We start from the raw sequence: 18,276 nt of genomic DNA on the forward strand, positions 1-18,276 counted from the left end.
ATTAGCAATACAGATAATCAATAAAATAAGAAATATGAAGGATGAAATGATAATGTTTAACTTTCATCCTGAATGCTGTATAATCTAGGGCTATTTTCCCATATTTCGCTTCATTTGTTCTAATTCGTCTTGGGTTTCCCAATGGCGGAACTTTTCTTCTAAGTCGTCAAAACCAGTAGAATAAGTGCTAGTTTGATTCGACCAACCATTGGTTTCCAAGCGCTCCTGGGTTTGGGCTTTAGCACGGGCTGTCTGTGCTTCGGCGGCTTTGGCTTGTACCTCCTGTCGTCGCTGCTGAATTTTCCGCAGGAGTTCCTGAGATTGGTTAATGCGTTCTTTCAGCCCTTGCATGTGTCCCCAGCGCTGATTTCCTTCTCGCAACAAAGCTGCTTCTCGTTCACTCGCCGCAGTCACCAAATCTTGTCTACCAGCGTCTTTTGCTTTTTGAACACGGATGTGCCAACGCTGGATTTCTTGAGCGGTAGACAGAATATCGTCTTGCGATCGCTTCTCTTGTAATTGTAAATCTGCAATCAGCTTTAATGTATCTTCCTCTTGCTCACGCAGCTGTTCTAGCAGCGCTTCTAACTCCAAATGTGGATTGTTACGCAAGAATTCTTCTAAACGGTTTTCTAGAAACCGACTCAAATCATCAAATAAACCCACTGCCAGAACTCCAGAGGTCGGGTATGTGACTATTTTATTGTAATAATTATTATCCCAGGCGGAATGTAAATTTTAATAGTTCACTTCATCAAGTAATTTAAATCGCTGAGATAAAAGTTAAATTCCACAAAAACGCACTAATTTTGTGTCAAAAAAAGCACATTTTTTTGCGGTTCGAGATGCGAACTTCACAAATCTCAATCATCCTGTGATAAATATAGATGTGGCAATCATCTCGTTCATCGAAATCGCAGTATAGTTTACTTATCCTCTATGGTTAACATTGGCAATAAAGCCCTTTGTATGATTGAACAAGATACAACATTAGACAGAATTGATGACTGAGATATGCGATACAAAGTAAAGTTAAATAAAACAGATGAAGGATTCGCTATCTGGTGTCCTGCTTTACCCGGATGTTGGTCGCAGGGAGAGACAGAAGAGGAAGCTTTAGAAAATATCAAAGATGCTATTCAAGCCTACCTCGATACTGTTGAGGAATTGACTAAGGATGCAGAATTTCGTTACGTAGAAGTGGGATAATTATGCCCAAACTTGCAGGGATTAATCACCTACGAGCTATCAACGCCTTTGAAAAAGCAGGTTTTTCAGTTGTACGACAAGGTAAGCATATTACGATGACCAATGGCGAAAGGATTATCACCATTCCAAGAGCTAATCCGATTAATGCCTACACAATGGCTGGAATTATAAAAGATGCTGGTTTAACAATTGAATAATTTCAGGATTTTTTATAAAAACTGAATCAGGCGATGATGAGAAGTACTTCGTCTTACATACAGAGTACGCCTCAATTTTATGTTTAAATATGGTAGAACTAAGTTAAGATTTAGCAGTTACGACAATTTCTTTCAAGCTACTGCTAGAGTCAGTTATAGTTTTCAAGCTCTTATTTGATGAGCCATGAGAACTCGTAGTTATTTCTCTCAAAATAAGTTTATTGTTGTCGATAGATAGATAAATATCTGTTCCTTCAATAACTTTTTTCAAAAATGTTGTCAATTTGGCACCATGCTTTTCTCTTTTTTGGTCAAAATCTGGGATGTCGTTTCTCAATATTTTGTGAATTTGAGAGATATGAATACCACCTTGTCTCAGCTGACTTACTTGCTCAATATTTTGCTTCAATCTCTGCAAAACTTTGTTAGTTATCATAAAAATATCATTTGATGGATTATCGCTAGTCACTTCATTAAGTTGAATTTCCTCTATTTTGGTTTGAGGAGCAGGTATAGATATAAAGCGATCGCAAACAGATTTGAGGATACGATTTATTTGTGCTTCATAAGCACATCCAATTACAGATTTTCCATATTCATGGAGCTTTTTAGCTAAAGCAGCAAATGCACCATCACCTGATACAATAACGAAAACTTGCAATGTAGGACGACTCTGGGCTAATTCCATGACATCAATTGCCAGTTGCATATCTGCTGCATTCCGTTTATGACTGTAATCAAAAATTTGAACTGCTTCAATTCCGAGTTCTTGAATTTCATTCTTAAGTAGCCTTAATCGACTATCACTCCAGTCAGCATAAGCACATTGGATAGCAATTTTATTAACTAGTGTAGTTTTTTCTATATTTGTTTGAATTTGTTTCAAAGAAAAATTTAAATTTGGGTTGCTTCTACCCATTGTCAAGTTTTCAATATCATAAAAAATAGCTGTATTAAACTGCTCAGTATTAGATGAAAAATTCGCCGTAGTAGTCAACTGTTCTAAGCGAATCTGGCGCTGTTTAAACTCTTGAAACTCAGTTATTAAAGATGTTGAATTGGAAGTACTTGCTTGCTGTTTTAAGTGTGCAATTACTGTACTTAAGTCACTGAATTGTAGCTTTGCGTACTGTAATTCCTGCTGTAATTGCTCAGTTACTGTCTTAATTTGAGTCTGAGTTTGGACAGTCTGCTGCTGGAGTTCGCCAAGGGTTTTGGAGAGGATATGTTGGCGTTGCTGATAAGCTGTGACTAAAGCTTGCTGGACGATATTCGATTCTTTGGGAAAAGCTTCACGGGTGTAAACCTGTAAAATTGCTTCATAACCAGCGATCGCAATTTCCAAATTACTCCCAGGATTACCTTGCTCAAAGCCTTGAATAATCGTACTTAGTTTGAGAATGACTCCGGCTATATTAATAGCGTTGGCAGGTTCTTTAGCAAAGCGATCGCTTACCCATTTTCGCAACATTAAAGCCAAATTATCATTTAGTTTGCTTAAGTTATGTTGCAGAATTGGATATAGTTCCTGGTTTTGATATGTTGCTCTTAATAACTCCATCAGGAAGCTTTGCTCCTGATTACCAGCTTCATTTGGCATAGCTAAATCCCTGACAATGCACCTTTTGGGTTAGTATTCCCAATTTTGTATAGTATCTAACAGAAGAATCCAGAATTCAGAATTCAGAATTCAGAATTCAGAAGTCAGAAGTCAGAAGTCAGAAGTCAAAATCTTCTAAGTCAAGATTAAGAAGATTTTAGTACCTGAATGATTACTCTAAACTCATAACTCTTAATTCCAAATTCCTAACTTTTACTTAAAGTGGCGTAACCCAATAATTAATACCCCGAACAAGTTTATTTTTCAAACCAAACAAAGCTAATTTATTCTCAGATAAACCTATATAAGTCCAATGTGGAACATCGTTCTCTACAGTTTGAAACCAACCATTTTTATTTAATGCTTTTCTCTGTTTTTGGCTGGATACACGTAAATCAATCGCTAATCCCCAGAGATGTTGTGAAGTTCCAGGAGGTGCAACTACACCGAGAATTTTTGTTTCTTTACCCTGTTGAACTCTTGCCAAAGTTTGATTATTCGCGTATTTGTGCCAAAATTTTAAATTCGTGTCAAAAGTGCGAGTACAATCTCCAGAACCATAACCAGATTTCAGTTGAATTTTTTCTAGATCCCGCGCTTTATTTAAAGCGTCTGCTGCTGATTTTTGTAAGTAACAGTCTCTAGTTCCATCAACATGACCCATTGTTAGAGTAGCTTGAAAATCTTGGGTTTCTTGTTCATTAGCAAAGATTTCTTTTGGCGGTAATTTAATTCCTACGTCTGGATTGGCGAAAACTGCACCATAACTCCGTAATAAAATATATTCATAAGTATTCGGCTGAGGAATTACCGATAATTTTCTGGCGATCGCAGATAAAAAACGCTGTTGGTCATTTAATGTTTGATCGGGAATAAATGGTTGTGATGTTTCTTTTGAGACACCCGTGCAGGGTAATGAATCAGTACTTAAACATTCGTTTAATGGTTGAGCAGTTATAGCTAATTTGTGGTGACTAATTTCATTACTAGCTACTAATGTAAAAATCATGAAGATAACAATACTAATAAATTTTATCTTTCTGAAAATTTTGTTCATAAATAGATTAACTAACTAATTAATTTAGGTTTGATTATATTGCAAAAATTTATAAAGCTCTGAAAACTAGGTAAGTCGTGGTTTCGATCTTGAATCCTTGTCAATAATTGTTCTAGATAATGTTGTTTCTGTACATCACCAGGATTTTTTTTAGAATAATTAATATTTTTGGCTCTAAACAATTCTTTTAAATAAGCTTCATGAAACTGAGCATGAGTGTTGAATTTATGATATTTACCCATTTGCTCTGGGCAATTAACTGAAATATCATAATAACGGGCATAATCTAATAAAGGTTTGCTTTGTGGTTGCCTTGAGTAAATTTTTCTGTTTCCTAAAAACCAAGTTTCAAGACAACGATTTTGTATGATTAAAACAAGTTGTGTACTTCCCATCTGAATTTTTTCAGCAGTTAAAAAATCATCAATTTCCTGTTGTACACAGCTAACTGTATTTTCTTCTGCATCTAGGCAGACTACAAAGTAGTCATACTTACCAATTGCATGGATGTCTGCTATGGCATTAGGAAGATGATCGTAAATAATTGAAGGATAACCTTCTCCGCTAAATAGATAGTAGTTGTTTTTATTGACTTCATCGTAATTCTGAACTTGTTGTAGTTCTGGTAACAAATATTTTAGCCAAGCTGGATAAACTTTTCTTTCAGTTCTTTTTCCTTCTACAAGAAAGTATAGATTCATCAGACTGCAATTCCTTCCTTGTAAGCATCAAGATTAATCAGTTGCATAAAGGCTTGATGCCTAGATTTACCAAGATTATAATCTTTGGCATCTCTAACTTTTACTACACCACCTCTACGAGTAACAATTTTCCAATGTTCCATTCCAATTTTATTGATAATATATGGATGATGGCTAGTAATTATCAATTGTAAATTTCTTTTTTCCAGCAATAAATCACTTAAAATATCAATACAATTAACTCCTAAACTATTTTCAAATTCATCAATCAAAATCACAGTTCCTTCGGCAGATAAATAAAGTTCACTAATATGCATTAGTGTTCTAAACATCCCAGAAGATATACGTTTTTGGCTAATCCAATTATTAACACCTTTTTCTTTTATATGAATGAAAGGATAGTCTGCAATCACTTTAGGCAAATCTTCATCTTTATCCGGTTCCATTTTGATATCTTCTATCTGGTCAAATATATCTATAAAACGCTGTTTAATCTCCTGGAAAATTTCTGGATGTTTATTATAAACTAATGCTAATTTTATTTGAATTGGTAAGTTAGTTTCCTGAATTTGTTCTAGCGATGAATATTTTTCTTCTGATGATTTATTACTAATAATTGAAGAAAATATCATATCATCTACCGATACGGAAACATGATTTTGTCCTCTTGATTGGTCGCTATAAATAACTTTGTTAAATCCATATTTAACGGGTGAAATATCTTCTTCTTGACTTAATATTTCAACAGCACTTTGAAAAGGTGAGAGTTTTGGTAATTTATTACCCTTAAATATTATTTCATTATTGCTTCTTTCTATCAGAGTTGTTCCATTTACAGATAAGTGTTCTCTCTTGATTTTAAATTTATCCTTTTCAGACTCTTCGTCATCAATGATGAATGCATTAATTTCTTTTGTTTCAAATTCACCAATCCATTTATATTCATAATTATTTGAAGAAAAATTTATATCCCATTCAACACCATTCAATGAGCCACCTCTAGCTATTTTTCTCAACCTCATAATAGATTGAAGTATTTGGGTTTTACCAACACCTGATATACCAACTAAAAGATTTAGTTCAGAAAAATGTATCGGTTCAAACTGCCACTCTAGCTCATGGTCATAATAAGTTATCTTGTTGATTTTCATATTTATACTTACACAAGATGAATGAATATAAATTTAATTATAACTTACTTGAAATACATACTATTTAAACTCATCATTTTTTAGTAATTAGCAAATATACAAATCTACTTTTTACCTCAATATATATCAAGTCAAAAAATAAAAATATATTATTGTTTGATTGCTAGTTAATTTGATAACTTACTTATCAGAAATATACATCCCTGAAACCACTGGAAAGGTTAAAATTGAAAAGAACTCTCAATTTGCCTTTCCTGTAAGTATGACCATGCACAATTCCGTTGAATTCCAAGACGCTTTTGATGTGATTGTCGTCGGTGCAGGTCACTCCGGTTGCGAAGCAGCTCTCGCCTCTGCCCGCCTCGGTTGTCGTACCTTGCTATTGACACTCAATTTGGATAAAATCGCTTGGCAACCTTGTAACCCCGCAGTGGGTGGCCCGGCGAAATCCCAGTTGACTCACGAGGTCGATGCACTCGGTGGGGAAATTGGGAAAATGGCAGACTGCACCTACTTACAAAAGCGCATCCTCAACTCTTCACGAGGCCCTGCTGTTTGGGCTTTACGCGCCCAAACTGACAAGCGCGAATATGCAGCGGTGATGAAAAATATTGTCGAAAACCAAGAAAACTTGACCATCCGTGAAAGTATGGCAGTAGATTTGGTGTTGGGCGCTAATGATGAAGTCATCGGCGTGGAAACTTATTTTGGTGTGGCGTTCCAATGCAAAGCCGTCATTTTGACAACTGGCACCTTTTTGGGTGGGAAAATTTGGGTAGGTAATAAATCGATGGCGGCGGGACGGGCTGGGGAATTTGCGGCTGAGGGATTGACACAAACCCTGAATCGCTTGGGATTTGAAACCGGTAGGCTGAAAACTGGAACCCCAGCCAGGGTAGACAAGCGATCGGTGGATTACAGTAAAATGCAAATCCAGCCAGGGGATGAAGATGTCCGCTGGTTTAGCTTTGACCCAGATGTGTGGGTGGAACGGGAACAAATGCCTTGCTATATTACCCGTACAACCACTGAAACTCATCGCTTGATTCAGGAAAATTTACACCTATCGCCGGTTTATGGTGGTTGGGTGGAAGCCAAAGGACCGCGTTATTGTCCGAGTATTGAAGATAAGATTGTCCGTTTTGCTGATAAAGAAAGCCATCAAATTTTTATTGAGCCGGAAGGACGAGATATACCAGAACTTTATATTCAAGGATTTTCCACAGGGTTACCAGAAAATTTGCAACTACAAATGTTGCGGACTCTCCCCGGTTTGGAAAAATGTGTGATGCTGCGTCCGGCTTATGCTGTGGAATATGACTATTTACCTGCAACTCAGTGTTATCCGACGCTGATGACTAAAAAGATTGCGGGGCTGTTTTGTGCTGGGCAGATTAACGGCACCACAGGCTACGAAGAAGCCGCAGCACAAGGTCTTGTGGCGGGAATTAATGCAGCTCGGTTTGTTCGATCGCAGGAGATGATTGTCTTCCCTCGTGAGCAAAGTTACATTGGGACACTAATGGATGACTTGTGTACCAAAGACCTGCGGGAACCTTACCGAATGCTTACTAGTAGGTCAGAGTATCGGCTGATTTTGCGTTCTGACAATGCCGACCAACGCCTGACACCCTTGGGGCGGGAAATTGGTTTAATTGACGATCGCCGTTGGAATTTATTTACCGAAAAACAAACCCAGATTACCACAGAAAAAGCACGGCTACATAACACGCGCATCAAAGAACATGATGAAATTGGTATAGCGATCGCATCTCATACCCAACAAGCAATCAAAGGTTCAATTACCTTAAATGACTTACTGCGGCGTCCGGGATTCCATTACGTTGACCTCGACAGGTTCGGACTGGGAAACCCCAACCTCAACCGCGCCGAGAAAGAAGGCGCAGAAATTGACATCAAATATTCTGGATATCTCGCTAGGCAACAAAATCAAATTGACCAAATCGCCCGCCAAGCCCACCGCCAATTACCTGGGGATTTGGATTACACAAAAATTGATACTCTTTCCAAGGAAGCGCGGGAAAAACTGACTCACGTAAAACCACTCACACTCGGTCAAGCGGCGCGTATAGGTGGTGTAAACCCAGCCGACATTAACGCTTTATTATTATATCTGGAATTGCGTAAAACCAAGAGCCAGCCAGAGTTTCCAGCGTTAATTTAACAAAAACTTCATAAAGGGCGAGTATAGTAGTAAAGAGGGAGATGGGTATGATAGATGACATAAGTCTTAGTACTGCCATCATTAACAATCCCCAGATTGAAGTTCATTTTAATACCACCCCTCAAGAACTCGTCATCATCAGACGGGGGATTGAACATTTGATCGACAATCCTGATTAAAAGGCAGTAGGAGCGGCGTTTCCCTGTCCTAGCAACAACCCAAAACGTCTATGTTACAACAAGCCACCACCCGTCTCATAGTTCCGGAACCATCAGAAGACTTAATCGCCAACGAACCTTGGTCGATAGAAATCTATGCTGATGGCCTAATGGATGAACTCTTTGCGGATATCGACTACATCCTCGATGCTAGCGGTAATCTGGCTTCTCAAACCTTTAGGCAAAGTAGTCAGAAAAGATCCAGCCAGTCCGTTGACGGGGTTTCTCCAGTTGTAGCAACTGGCATAGGGAACCCACTGCAAACAGTCGCCATACCGCAGGTTATCTTACCAAACACAGCCAATAATCCGGCACAGTCAGTTGCTCAAGCTAACCACAAGCAATTGAGTACCGTCGTGTTTGACACCGCCACCGTAAAACCAATTAGTAGAAAGCGTCAGAAAAACAGTTCTGCTTTGGGCAAACTGCTGATTGTGGGAACAACATTAGGCGTGGCGATCGCTAGTATGGTCTACTTGGTACAGTCTGGCGTTATCCATCTTTTAAATACCAAATTGCCCGAATCTGCTCTTGTATTGCCCCAGCCCCAATCACAATTGGCGACAAAACCAGAAATTGAGGCAGAATTAGTTGACTACATGCTCAGTGCCCTGATAGTTATAGATAAGCAAGGCGTAAAAAATCATCAAAACTACGTCAGACCTGGATTTTCCACTCAGGCAAATACTAACCAGATAAGCGTTGCCAACCAGCTACCAACTAATAATTTACCACCACTGCCACCTTTAGCAGCTAACAATACAACACCAATTCCTAATCGTTCGGGAAACGTTGTTGAACGCATTTACGTGCCTGTACCATCGCCGATGCGCTACGCCCTCCCAGCGATTCCTGGCACTCCCACACTATTACCACAAGTTGCCACTGCATTGCATGGTTCTCAACCTAATGTTGTGAAAACTGCCTTAAATACTGTGCGACAAGCTGCTAAACCCGCCACTGTCAACATGTTAGCTGCGGCTGTACGCCCAGACATCAAAGCTGTGGCTACCAAAACTGCACCCATTACCGTGCAACAAACACCCAAGCCTCTACCTGCATTACCAGTTGTGCCATTACGTGCTGCACTCGCGCCAGAACCAGAACCAACCATCACCCAGCATCAAGTGTATATGCCAACTGCGATCGCCGAGACTCCCAGTAGTACCTTAGAAGGACTGCTAGAGTTAGGCAACAAATCTGCCGCTTTGTTTAAAATCGATGGCGTGACTCGCCGCATCAATATGGGTGAAACCATTGGTTCTAGTGGTTGGACACTTGTAGATGTCAGTAATGGCGAAGCAGTCATTCGCCGTAACGGCGAAGTGCGATCGATTTACGCAGGACAGAAATTGTAATAACTTCTAAAAAATAAAGGAGTACAATCTGTTGGAGATTGAGATTCCAAGTGATTGTAATATTCTTCTTCAACTATAGTGCAGCCAACTCATACCAATTGGAAAAAGCACTGTACAAATTAATCATGGTATGAATTTACGAAAATAAATAAGTCGTTTCACACTTTTATTAATCATTGTTTGATGGTAGGGAAAGGATAAAGCAAGAGACGCGATAAATCGCGTCTGCTGCTGAAAATCAATACGGTTCAGTTAAGCATTTCTTCCTTCTCTTTGCGTCCTTCTCTGACGAGACGCTACGCGAATGCGTCCTTTGCGGTTCGTTAAAAAAATTGACTTTCACAAAGACTTTTAGCCTTAACTGAACCGTATTGTGCTGAAAATCCAAAATAGTATCACCTAGAATCAGCCTCTTAGTGGTGGGTTGATTTCAAAATGAATATGATGATCGTGACCAACTAAATAGGTACATAGAAGTCGGGTTTCTAAGTCTTCAACCAAATCCGCGAGCATTCTGAATTCAGTTAATCTTTTTCTATAACTTTGGCATGTCCCGCAAAAACAAAATGTTCATCTCGGTTTCCTTTAGTTTTATCAGGCCACTTAACCCAATAATGATTTTCCTCAAAACGGACATCTAAAACTGGATAATTTCCTGGTTCAATATCGAATAGAGATTCTTTTGGTAGTTCTGCTCCCTGCTCTGTAGAAGGCTTGAGAATAGTTTTTGTTGTAATTTCCAAAACGTATTTCTTATCAGATATAGGCTGAATGTCATCTGACTCACCAATTAATCCATGTTTAATCGCTTCTGCCATTTTTTCGGCATCAAAGCGATCCATATCTACTTTGGCGTCACAAAAGCAGCACTCAATTAAAATAGCTGGCATTTGTGTATTCTTCAGAACAAAAAAACCTGTATTTTTAACTCCTCTATTATAAAAACCAAGTTTAACAATTTCTTTGAGAACAGATTGAGCAATGCCTTGTGATACATTACTGATGGCAAAAATTTCTGTGCCATTGGCTTTAGTATTGAATTTATTAAAGTGAATCGAAACAAAGACATTAACGTTGTTCGCATTTGCCTTATTAGCTCGTTGTCTGAGAGAATCCGTGACACCGCTAGCGTTAGTAGGAGTGCAATCAATAGCAGTATGACCGGCTGCTTTGAGTTTTTGGATTAAATGTGTACCAACAGCTTTAGTTAAAGTATCTTCTTGTTTGATGCCTGTGGCTCCTGTATCGTGAGGAGGGCAATTGTGTCCGATATCAATACCAAATTTCATAGAGTTAATCTCCTTATAGATTTCGAGCTACGGATTATCTCACTACAGTGTATTAATTATTCAGCGAAATGCCATCGCTCTGTCAGTGAAAAAAAGTGAGTAATTACTGTAAAAATTTGTAACGTTCAACATCATCATGTTCTGGAAAACAGAAAAAGGCACTCATCAAGAATAATTTGAAACTCTTATTCCTCTGCGTCCTCTGTAGTTAGATTTTCCGCTACCTCTGGATCAGTTCTGTGGACATTACTTGAAAATGGGACAATGACTGTAAACGTAGTTCCTACATCGATCGCACTTTTGACAGTAATCTCGCCGCCGTGCAAATCTACAGCTTTTTTGACGATGGACAACCCTAATCCTAGCCCTGGAATATTACCGGTATTACTAGCACGATGGAAAAGTTCAAAAATGTGTTCCATGTCAGCAGCGGGAATACCAATACCAAAATCTTGAATTTTGAATATGGCTCCATCGCTGGTAGTACTAACAGAAAACTTAACTGTGCTGCCAATAGGAGAGTATTTTAGAGAATTAGAAAATAAATTATTTAAGATTTGTCGCAGCAGATGAGCATCGAACTTAGCTTTAGTGGATTGGGACTCCCAGCTAAAAGCGATCGCATGTTGGGAACTATCGCCCTCTTTTAATTCTTTTAACAGGTACTGGCAAAATTCTGCTAAATTCAAGGGTCTTGGATTAAAGCCTAACTTACTGATTTCATCCTGACTTAGCACCAATACATCATTTAATAACTGAGTCATATGCATCACAGATTTTTGAATGCGACGGAGGTGGGTATTTTGTCGCTCATCACTCCATTGATGGCGATAATGTTCCAGTAATTCCGCAGAAGAATGAATAGCAGCCAAAGGCGTGCGAAATTCATGGGAAGTGGTGGTAAGCAAACGGGATTTGAGTTCACTGAGTTGTTTTTCTCTGGTGAGAGCTTGTCGCATCGCCTCTTCTGCCCATTGCAGCTTTGCTTGGGTTCGTTTACTTTCGCTAATGTCCCGCAATAGCCAGCGTAGACCGACTAACTCACCTTGTTGATTACGCATAGCAGCCACCTTAACCGCAACGATAATCGGCGTTTTCTCATATGGTCGCAGATTTATTTCCCACTCTTGGGTTTTCCACTCTGGAATTTCGGGGCGATCGCGCAGATGAGTTAGTTTAAGATGAAAAGGAATCAACTCTTTCTCAACTACAAAAAACTCCAAAAGATCGCCCATCAGAAAACTTTGGGAAATGTTCAACAGGTCACTAGCAGCCAAATTAGCTTCCTGAATTACTCCTTTTGTATCAGTTACCAAATAAGCATCAGGTACCTCCTCAAAAAGTTCCTGGTAGCGTTGACGTTGTGCTACCAAGGCTTGTTGAGCATTGGATAATTCTTCATTCTGTTGCTGTAGGTCTTCATTAGCTGTTTGCAATTCTTCCAAAGCTAAGTAGACTTCATTGAATATTGCAGCGACGAGTTCAGTATCTTCTTCTGCTTTTTGCTGTTGACTTTCGTTTTGTAAAATGGCCACGCGCTTACGCATATTCTGTATTTGTGGGGCTAAATCGTCCAAATTCACGCTTTTGCTCCTATTGGATATCTAAAGTTGGGTTTCCTTTCAGATTCCTTACTGGGACGATTTTAGCTTTTGAAATTTATATAGTTATTAATTACAGCAGATTTCAAGAAGTGTGAAGTACACTATTTATGTCTCAAAGCTAGGCATAGAGTCTATTCTAAGTTATAATTACCACTCCTTAATTCTCAATTCTATTTAACCTCAGTTCGGGATCAGCTGAGACATTGATTATATCGTTGGCTGAAACCTCCATTCCTGTGTAGAAATAGCACAGAAAATCGGTTTAACCCGAACTGACGTTCATTTACCTGAAATACGCTGTATATGTTTTTTATAGCGTTTCCCCACAAGCGTGAAGTACACCTGTAGGGGCACGGCAGTGCCCATAAGTGTCAACTTAACGTGAAATGGGCGGTTAGAAACCTTGGCTACACGAGGCTTTACCCACCGACCTGGGTTTCAAATCCTTAATTTGACCTTAGTCCGCACCAGGCAACTTCTCTGCGAGACACTACGCGAACGCCTGTGTAGCCGCGAATTCTATTCGCCAAGGCTTAAGTTGACACCAATGGGCACTGCCATGCCCCTACACCTTGCCATTATGATGTTGTACTGCATCTACATGGGAACCGCCATAGCTTATTAGGAACTATCACCAAAATCGGAGTGTAGGAAAACTTAAAAAGTAGAGGTAGCTGCTAAACTATTACCCATTTCAGCACCTTCGGATCTTTATCATAGCGATAGGTAAAGCCGTCTCTAGTAGTAATAGATTCCCCTTTACTTGCCTTACTTCTAATAGTAGTAATGGAATAGGATGTTAATGCATTCATTTCCTTGTGAGAAAATCCTTCGACTGTGCTTATTTCTGCTTTAATTAGGGATTTATTTTGAGACGAATCATCTATTTTTATTTGAGGATTTATGGGAGGAATAGTGACAATTGCTTTTCGAGTCCGATAATCCTGCACTGTCACAAGTTGCCAACTCGAATCTTGTGAAAGTTCCAAAACCCATTGATGATAATCAAACAGGCTTTCCCGATGCCCGACACTGATAAATGTTGTTTTCGTCTCTTGTAACTGTTGATATAAACTTCCTTCATTTTTCAAATCCAAAGCACTCGTTGCTTCGTCTAATATAGTGAAGCTAGGATGAGTAACTATTAGTCGTGCAAAAGCAAGGCGTTGTTGTTCTCCCAATGATAATATGTTTTCCCAAGGAACTTCTGTATCGAAGCCATCGACTCGACTTAGCAAGTTTTGCAGATTAACTTGTTGTAGAACCTCTTTGAGTTCCGCATCGCTAATCTGACGATTAGTATTAGGGTAAAGTAACTGTTCACGCAAAGTTCCCAAAATGATATAAGGACGTTGGGGTAGGAATAAGACTTCTTCTAAAGGAGGTCGCACTAAACGACCAGTCCCCGCGTTCCACAAACCTGCGATCGCTCTCAATAGAGAACTTTTACCTCGACCACTCGGCCCAACAATCAATAAACCTTCTCCCGGTTGAACAGACAGTGACAAGTCTTCAACGATTACCTGCTCATAGTTGGGCGTTTGTAAGGTGACATGCTCAAAAGCAAAATGATTTTCTTCTATTATTTTAATGGTACTAACATTCTCTGGTTGTTTGGTGACTTCTTCTAAGGCATCTGAAAACTCAGCTAAACGCTCAACGTAACTCGAAAAATTTCCAGAAGTGCCAAATGCAGTTATTAGTTCTCCCAAAGCAGTAGCAAACATAAAGCTAGCGACACTAGCTTGTCCAACTTGTCCGAAATCAATTTTACCTTGAATATATAAAGGCGCAAGTATAAATAACATAAAAAGTTCGATAGCAACCTGATATGCTCTGTTAAAAATGTCTCTATTTCTCTCCCAATCAATCTTGCGTTTATTATTTTTTATCAGCTTATTAAATCGGCGCTCAATTATATTTAATTCCTGTTTCTCTCCCCGAAAAAAAGCTATCGATTCAGCATGATTGCGAACATGAGTTAGGCAGTAATTATAGTCAGCTTTAGATTCAATTTCCGCTTGATTAATACTATTTAATTCTTGATTTAAGTAGACAGCAATGAAATTGCCCATAATCGTATAAATAATCAGAGCAATAGCAATCTGTTGGGAAATTGACCAGATAATTATTGCAAAAGTTATCATTTCCAGTACTTTTTCTAGGAAAGTAGCTGAAAAATTGAGGGCATTACTGGTAATTGGTTCAATTTCTTGGGATAAACGTTGATCTGGGTTATCAACATCAGTTCTAAAATTAATTTTATAATAAGCACGATTGCTTAAATATTTATCTAAAATTTGATTATTAAGCCATTGATACCAATCAAGAGCAATTTGTTTTCTAACAAATTTAGAAAATCCTAACAAAAGCGTTACCAAGACAAGTCCAGCAGCATAAAATGATATGCTATTAATAAACTTAGAATAATCTTTTTCTTGAAGTATGATATCGACGAGGTAGCGATTAAGAAAACTATTAAAAGCAGTGACACCTACAAATCCAATTATTAGTAATATTAGGAGAATCAGCATTCCCCATGCACGAATTACGTCTGAGAATGCTCTTTCTCCTGGCTTTGTTGGATACCAGTAAGGGCCAGCGATCGCTTTGACATTTTCCCAGAATTGGGTAAAATCTGAAAAAACATTTCTTGAGGGTTGAGCTTGAACAACTTGGGTTGGCATCTTTGAGAAATAAATTAAAATCTTTTATCAACTTTAATACTTATTAGTGCTGAATAATCACTAATAAGTACCGAATGAGTAACCCCACTCAGCGCTAATTTTTCAACTCATATTACCTAATTGTTGAGTGCGGCTCAAAGCAGCAAGCACTGCATTAGAGATCACAGTTCGCATACCACCTTTTTCTAACTCGTAAAGACCAGCAGCAGTCACTCCCCCAGGACTAGTTACCTTGTTTCGTAAGACTGCTGGATGTTCATGAGTCTGCAACATCAGTTCTACACTACCACCAATCGTATGCAATGTTAGTTCTTCGGCTTGTGTCCGAGTTAAACCCATATGAACCCCAGCATCAATCATCGCTTCGATGTACAGAAACACAAATCCGGTTCCCGCGCTACTCAACGCCGTTGCCATATCAAGGTAATGTTCATTTTGAGTAGTAAATTCCTTGCCTAATGCTTGTAAAATGACTTGAGCGTGCGATCGCTGTATTTCTGTCACACTTGACGATGCACTCCACACCGTAGTCCCATGACCAACTTGTACTGCAATATTCGGCATTGTACGAACAACAGCAGAATGATTCAACCCTTCGCACAGAGATGTAATACTCGCTCCACTCACAATACTAATTACTAAAGCATCAGGTGAAATTTTACCCTTAAGCATAGCCAGAACCTCTGCCAAAACCTGCGGTTTCACCGCCAATATCACAATAGACGCGCCTTGCACCGCTTCTATATTGCAGGTTGTAGTACGTACTCCATATTCCCTTTCTAAATGCAAGCATCGCGCAGAAACTGGATCGCTGACTATAATTAGATCGGGTTTTGGAACAATTTTTGTTGATAACAATCTAGTAACGATTATTTCGCCCATCGTACCACCGCCGATAAAAGCAATTTGTAAATCTGTGAGCATATTTTCTCCCGATTATCTAAGTCATTTGATATATCGTTGGCATTAAGATAAATTGGGCTGAATCACAGCTTTTAATACAGAGCCTTGCTCTACATCTGCCAGCGCTTGATTAATCTCTTGTAGTGTGTATGAACGGCTAATTATGCTTGACCAAGCAATATTTTTACTGGGATCACTATGACGTTTTAGTAATTCAATCATTCTGTAAAAATGGCTGAAATCAATTCCCCAAGTTCCGCGAATATCAATATGTTTTAAATTAATTTCTAGGTGGGGATTGATGAGAATCTCACCCGTGTTTGTGTAATGCCCGACAATAACATAGCGGCCACCATTTCTGGTCATATTCAAGCCTTCTTTGACAGCAATGGGAATACCTGTGGCTTCAATAGTGACATCAGCACCGTGTCCGTTTGTCAATTCCAAAACTCGCTCAATATGTTGTCGTGGATCATCAGCCTTAATTACTAAGGTTTCATCGACACCGAAGGATTTGGCAACTACTAATCGGCTTTCAAATTTATCAATGACAATCACTTTACCCGCACCTGAGAGCAAAGCTAGAATTGCCACACTCAAACCCACAGGCCCAGAACCCTGAACCACGACAACATCACCAATTTGAATCTGCGCTCGGTCGATAGCGTGTAGTGCAGTTGGTAAAGCACATCCGCCAGCAATGAATTGCTTTGGTGAGACTTCTTCGGGTAGAGTGAGAACTTTCACCCCTGGTTTGAGGTAAATCAGTTGAGACCAACCACCTAGTAACCCATCTTTGGCTGAGTAGGTGACACCATAAACTTTGCGTTTTGGACAGCGAGTGGATGCTTTGGCTACTAGACAATACCAGCAGTTGTAACAGGTTTCGTGGACATCTAAAAAAGTAGCGATCGCTCCAGGCTGAATTAATTTACCATTGACATCACTAACTGATCCACCTGTTTCCACCACACGACCAACTGAGAAGTGTCCAGGGATGATGGGATAGGGTACTCCCTCTAAACGCCCATGTAGTAAATGTACATCAGTTCCACAAACCTCAGAATATAAGGTTTCAAGAATAATTCCACCCTTTTCCAGAATCGGGTCTGGTAATTCTTGGACTTCAACTGGTTGATTAGGTGCAGTCATCACAGCTGCTAAGGGCATGAATTACTTCCTCACTATATTTACCAAATTGCTTCCTGCTTCTTAGTTATCTATCACATTCAAGACCACAAAATAATTTCACCGTTAGGAAGTAATCCCATCGCAGAGGTGAAAGTTACACGTTGTCCATCCATCGGTTCAACAGTGTGAAAATTGCGTGTATTGAAAATGAACACATCTCCTACATAAGGTTGGAAGGCGATCATGTCTGCATCTGCAATTACTGTATCACCATAGCCGTAGGAATCGAGTTTATATTGGTCATCTCCTGGTTGCCACTGGCGATCGTAAATACGTGTTTTGCCATGATTGTTGGGAGAACATTTCAAGTACAAATTCCAGGAAAGTTGATAAATAACTGTACCAATTTCCCATTCCGATTGTTCTAACGGGGCATAATCAATATGAAGTTGAGTACCCTGCTCTATTTTTCTGATCAGTCCTGCATAATAACCACCATAGAATGGTTCCGAAGCAATTCGCACAGTCGCGCCTGTACACTCTCGGATTTTCACCATTAAGCGTTCTAATGGATTGAAAGAGGCTGCCATAATGCAGTCTCTTAATTTAGTTGTGCGTTCTACTGCTTGAAAATAAGCTGCTTTACTAATGCGATTATATTCAAACACTGTGATACCAATTCGCTCAATCTTCGGATTCACATCTTGATAGCAGTCAAAGTTGAACAATTGAGCTTGATCAACTAACATTTCACACTCTTGGGGTGTAGCAAATTCTTTTAGCCGAATTAAAGGAATTTGGTTTTCCAAGAGCATTTTTAAAGACTCTGTAGTTAAAGGATACTCTTGCTTTTTGTCCCAAATCTTGGATTTAATCTGGTTAGAGGTAGCAGTCATAATACATTTCCTTATATTGAAATTTCAACTCAAATGAACTCACTTAATATCTACAGGATGCGGGTTAGATAAGAACTTGAGAGGGCGAAT

The 18,276-nt window shown here is 39.1% G+C and carries 16 protein-coding genes; 5 read left to right on the forward strand and 11 right to left on the reverse strand.

Going from position 1 to position 18,276, the window contains the following annotated elements; all coding sequences use genetic code 11:
- Positions 1–90: 90 nt before the first annotated feature.
- Positions 91–666: a TIGR04376 family protein gene (locus IQ276_RS27470; protein WP_193913988.1), complete on the reverse strand. Its 576-nt coding sequence runs from the start codon at positions 664–666 to the stop codon at positions 91–93.
- A 348-nt stretch (positions 667–1,014) separates the two neighbouring features.
- Here IQ276_RS27470 and IQ276_RS27475 point away from each other — a divergent pair, with 348 nt between their 5' ends.
- Complete coding sequence (locus IQ276_RS27475; RefSeq protein WP_193913986.1) at positions 1,015–1,209, forward strand: type II toxin-antitoxin system HicB family antitoxin; 195 nt, start codon at positions 1,015–1,017, stop codon at positions 1,207–1,209.
- A 2-nt stretch (positions 1,210–1,211) separates the two neighbouring features.
- Entirely contained in the window at positions 1,212–1,406 is a 195-nt protein-coding gene (locus IQ276_RS27480) for a type II toxin-antitoxin system HicA family toxin (protein WP_193913984.1), read from the forward strand.
- Positions 1,407–1,509: 103 nt separating this feature from the next.
- On the opposite strand, the gene IQ276_RS27485 is transcribed toward IQ276_RS27480, so the two are convergent.
- The 4 genes from IQ276_RS27485 to IQ276_RS27500 all read right to left on the reverse strand — a co-directional run bounded on the left by IQ276_RS27485 (position 1,510) and on the right by IQ276_RS27500 (position 5,915).
- The gene (locus IQ276_RS27485; protein ID WP_193913982.1) at positions 1,510–3,006 is read right to left on the reverse strand and encodes an NYN domain-containing protein; all 1,497 of its coding nucleotides are present in this window, start codon (positions 3,004–3,006) and stop codon (positions 1,510–1,512) included.
- 217 nt (positions 3,007–3,223) lie between these two features.
- A complete protein-coding gene (locus IQ276_RS27490) occupies positions 3,224–4,063 on the reverse strand; it encodes a D-alanyl-D-alanine carboxypeptidase family protein (protein ID WP_193913981.1) in 840 nt (279 codons plus the stop codon).
- An 11-nt stretch (positions 4,064–4,074) separates the two neighbouring features.
- Positions 4,075–4,764 (reverse strand): hypothetical protein, encoded by a 690-nt coding sequence (locus IQ276_RS27495; RefSeq protein WP_193913980.1) that lies wholly within the window; start codon positions 4,762–4,764, stop codon positions 4,075–4,077.
- Entirely contained in the window at positions 4,764–5,915 is a 1,152-nt protein-coding gene (locus tag IQ276_RS27500) for an AAA family ATPase (protein ID WP_193913979.1), read from the reverse strand. The genes IQ276_RS27495 and IQ276_RS27500 overlap by 1 nt, the downstream gene beginning before the upstream one ends.
- 262 nt (positions 5,916–6,177) lie before the next feature.
- Here IQ276_RS27500 and mnmG point away from each other — a divergent pair, with 262 nt between their 5' ends.
- Genes mnmG through IQ276_RS27510 form a run of 3 tightly spaced genes read left to right on the forward strand, consistent with a single transcriptional unit; the run spans position 6,178 to position 9,676 of the window.
- Complete coding sequence (gene mnmG / locus IQ276_RS27505; protein WP_235116025.1) at positions 6,178–8,100, forward strand: tRNA uridine-5-carboxymethylaminomethyl(34) synthesis enzyme MnmG; 1,923 nt, start codon at positions 6,178–6,180, stop codon at positions 8,098–8,100.
- A 47-nt stretch (positions 8,101–8,147) separates the two neighbouring features.
- Entirely contained in the window at positions 8,148–8,279 is a 132-nt protein-coding gene (locus tag IQ276_RS40365; protein WP_255264354.1) for a hypothetical protein, read from the forward strand.
- Positions 8,280–8,329: 50 nt separating this feature from the next.
- The gene (locus IQ276_RS27510) at positions 8,330–9,676 is read left to right on the forward strand and encodes a hypothetical protein (RefSeq protein WP_193913978.1); all 1,347 of its coding nucleotides are present in this window, start codon (positions 8,330–8,332) and stop codon (positions 9,674–9,676) included.
- A gap of 524 nt (positions 9,677–10,200) precedes the next feature.
- On the opposite strand, the gene IQ276_RS27515 is transcribed toward IQ276_RS27510, so the two are convergent.
- The 6 genes from IQ276_RS27515 to IQ276_RS27540 form a co-directional block, all read right to left on the reverse strand.
- On the reverse strand, positions 10,201–10,965 hold the full coding sequence (locus IQ276_RS27515) for an N-acetylmuramoyl-L-alanine amidase (protein ID WP_193913977.1): 765 nt from the start codon (positions 10,963–10,965) through the stop codon (positions 10,201–10,203).
- Between the two features lie 185 nt (positions 10,966–11,150).
- On the reverse strand, positions 11,151–12,512 hold the full coding sequence (locus tag IQ276_RS27520) for a PAS domain-containing sensor histidine kinase (RefSeq protein WP_228042819.1): 1,362 nt from the start codon (positions 12,510–12,512) through the stop codon (positions 11,151–11,153).
- Between the two features lie 734 nt (positions 12,513–13,246).
- Positions 13,247–15,256: an ABC transporter ATP-binding protein/permease gene (locus IQ276_RS27525; RefSeq protein ID WP_193913975.1), complete on the reverse strand. Its 2,010-nt coding sequence runs from the start codon at positions 15,254–15,256 to the stop codon at positions 13,247–13,249.
- A 102-nt stretch (positions 15,257–15,358) separates the two neighbouring features.
- Entirely contained in the window at positions 15,359–16,180 is an 822-nt protein-coding gene (gene proC, locus IQ276_RS27530; protein ID WP_193913974.1) for a pyrroline-5-carboxylate reductase, read from the reverse strand.
- 42 nt (positions 16,181–16,222) lie between these two features.
- A complete protein-coding gene (locus tag IQ276_RS27535; protein ID WP_190882722.1) occupies positions 16,223–17,329 on the reverse strand; it encodes a zinc-binding dehydrogenase in 1,107 nt (368 codons plus the stop codon).
- Between the two features lie 59 nt (positions 17,330–17,388).
- A complete protein-coding gene (locus IQ276_RS27540) occupies positions 17,389–18,186 on the reverse strand; it encodes a 2OG-Fe(II)-dependent halogenase WelO5 family protein (RefSeq protein WP_193913973.1) in 798 nt (265 codons plus the stop codon).
- Between the last annotated feature and the right edge of the window lie 90 nt (positions 18,187–18,276).

This window comes from Desmonostoc muscorum LEGE 12446 (genome assembly GCF_015207005.2).
Taxonomy (GTDB): Bacteria; Cyanobacteriota; Cyanobacteriia; order Cyanobacteriales; family Nostocaceae; genus Nostoc; species Nostoc muscorum.

Bases quoted from the DNA above. Each gene is read 5' to 3' on its own strand.
- IQ276_RS27475 (WP_193913986.1), top strand. From the start codon at position 1,015: ATGCGATACAAAGTAAAGTTAAATAAAACAGATGAAGGATTCGCTATC.
- IQ276_RS27480 (WP_193913984.1), top strand. From the start codon at position 1,212: ATGCCCAAACTTGCAGGGATTAATCACCTACGAGCTATCAACGCCTTT.
- IQ276_RS27485 (WP_193913982.1), bottom strand. From the start codon at position 3,006: ATGCCAAATGAAGCTGGTAATCAGGAGCAAAGCTTCCTGATGGAGTTA.
- IQ276_RS27490 (WP_193913981.1), bottom strand. From the start codon at position 4,063: ATGAACAAAATTTTCAGAAAGATAAAATTTATTAGTATTGTTATCTTC.
- IQ276_RS27495 (WP_193913980.1), bottom strand. From the start codon at position 4,764: ATGAATCTATACTTTCTTGTAGAAGGAAAAAGAACTGAAAGAAAAGTT.
- IQ276_RS27500 (WP_193913979.1), bottom strand. From the start codon at position 5,915: ATGAAAATCAACAAGATAACTTATTATGACCATGAGCTAGAGTGGCAG.
- mnmG (WP_235116025.1), top strand. From the start codon at position 6,178: ATGACCATGCACAATTCCGTTGAATTCCAAGACGCTTTTGATGTGATT.
- IQ276_RS40365 (WP_255264354.1), top strand. From the start codon at position 8,148: ATGATAGATGACATAAGTCTTAGTACTGCCATCATTAACAATCCCCAG.
- IQ276_RS27510 (WP_193913978.1), top strand. From the start codon at position 8,330: ATGTTACAACAAGCCACCACCCGTCTCATAGTTCCGGAACCATCAGAA.
- IQ276_RS27515 (WP_193913977.1), bottom strand. From the start codon at position 10,965: ATGAAATTTGGTATTGATATCGGACACAATTGCCCTCCTCACGATACA.
- IQ276_RS27520 (WP_228042819.1), bottom strand. From the start codon at position 12,512: ATGCGTAAGCGCGTGGCCATTTTACAAAACGAAAGTCAACAGCAAAAA.
- IQ276_RS27525 (WP_193913975.1), bottom strand. From the start codon at position 15,256: ATGCCAACCCAAGTTGTTCAAGCTCAACCCTCAAGAAATGTTTTTTCA.
- proC (WP_193913974.1), bottom strand. From the start codon at position 16,180: ATGCTCACAGATTTACAAATTGCTTTTATCGGCGGTGGTACGATGGGC.
- IQ276_RS27535 (WP_190882722.1), bottom strand. From the start codon at position 17,329: ATGCCCTTAGCAGCTGTGATGACTGCACCTAATCAACCAGTTGAAGTC.
- IQ276_RS27540 (WP_193913973.1), bottom strand. From the start codon at position 18,186: ATGACTGCTACCTCTAACCAGATTAAATCCAAGATTTGGGACAAAAAG.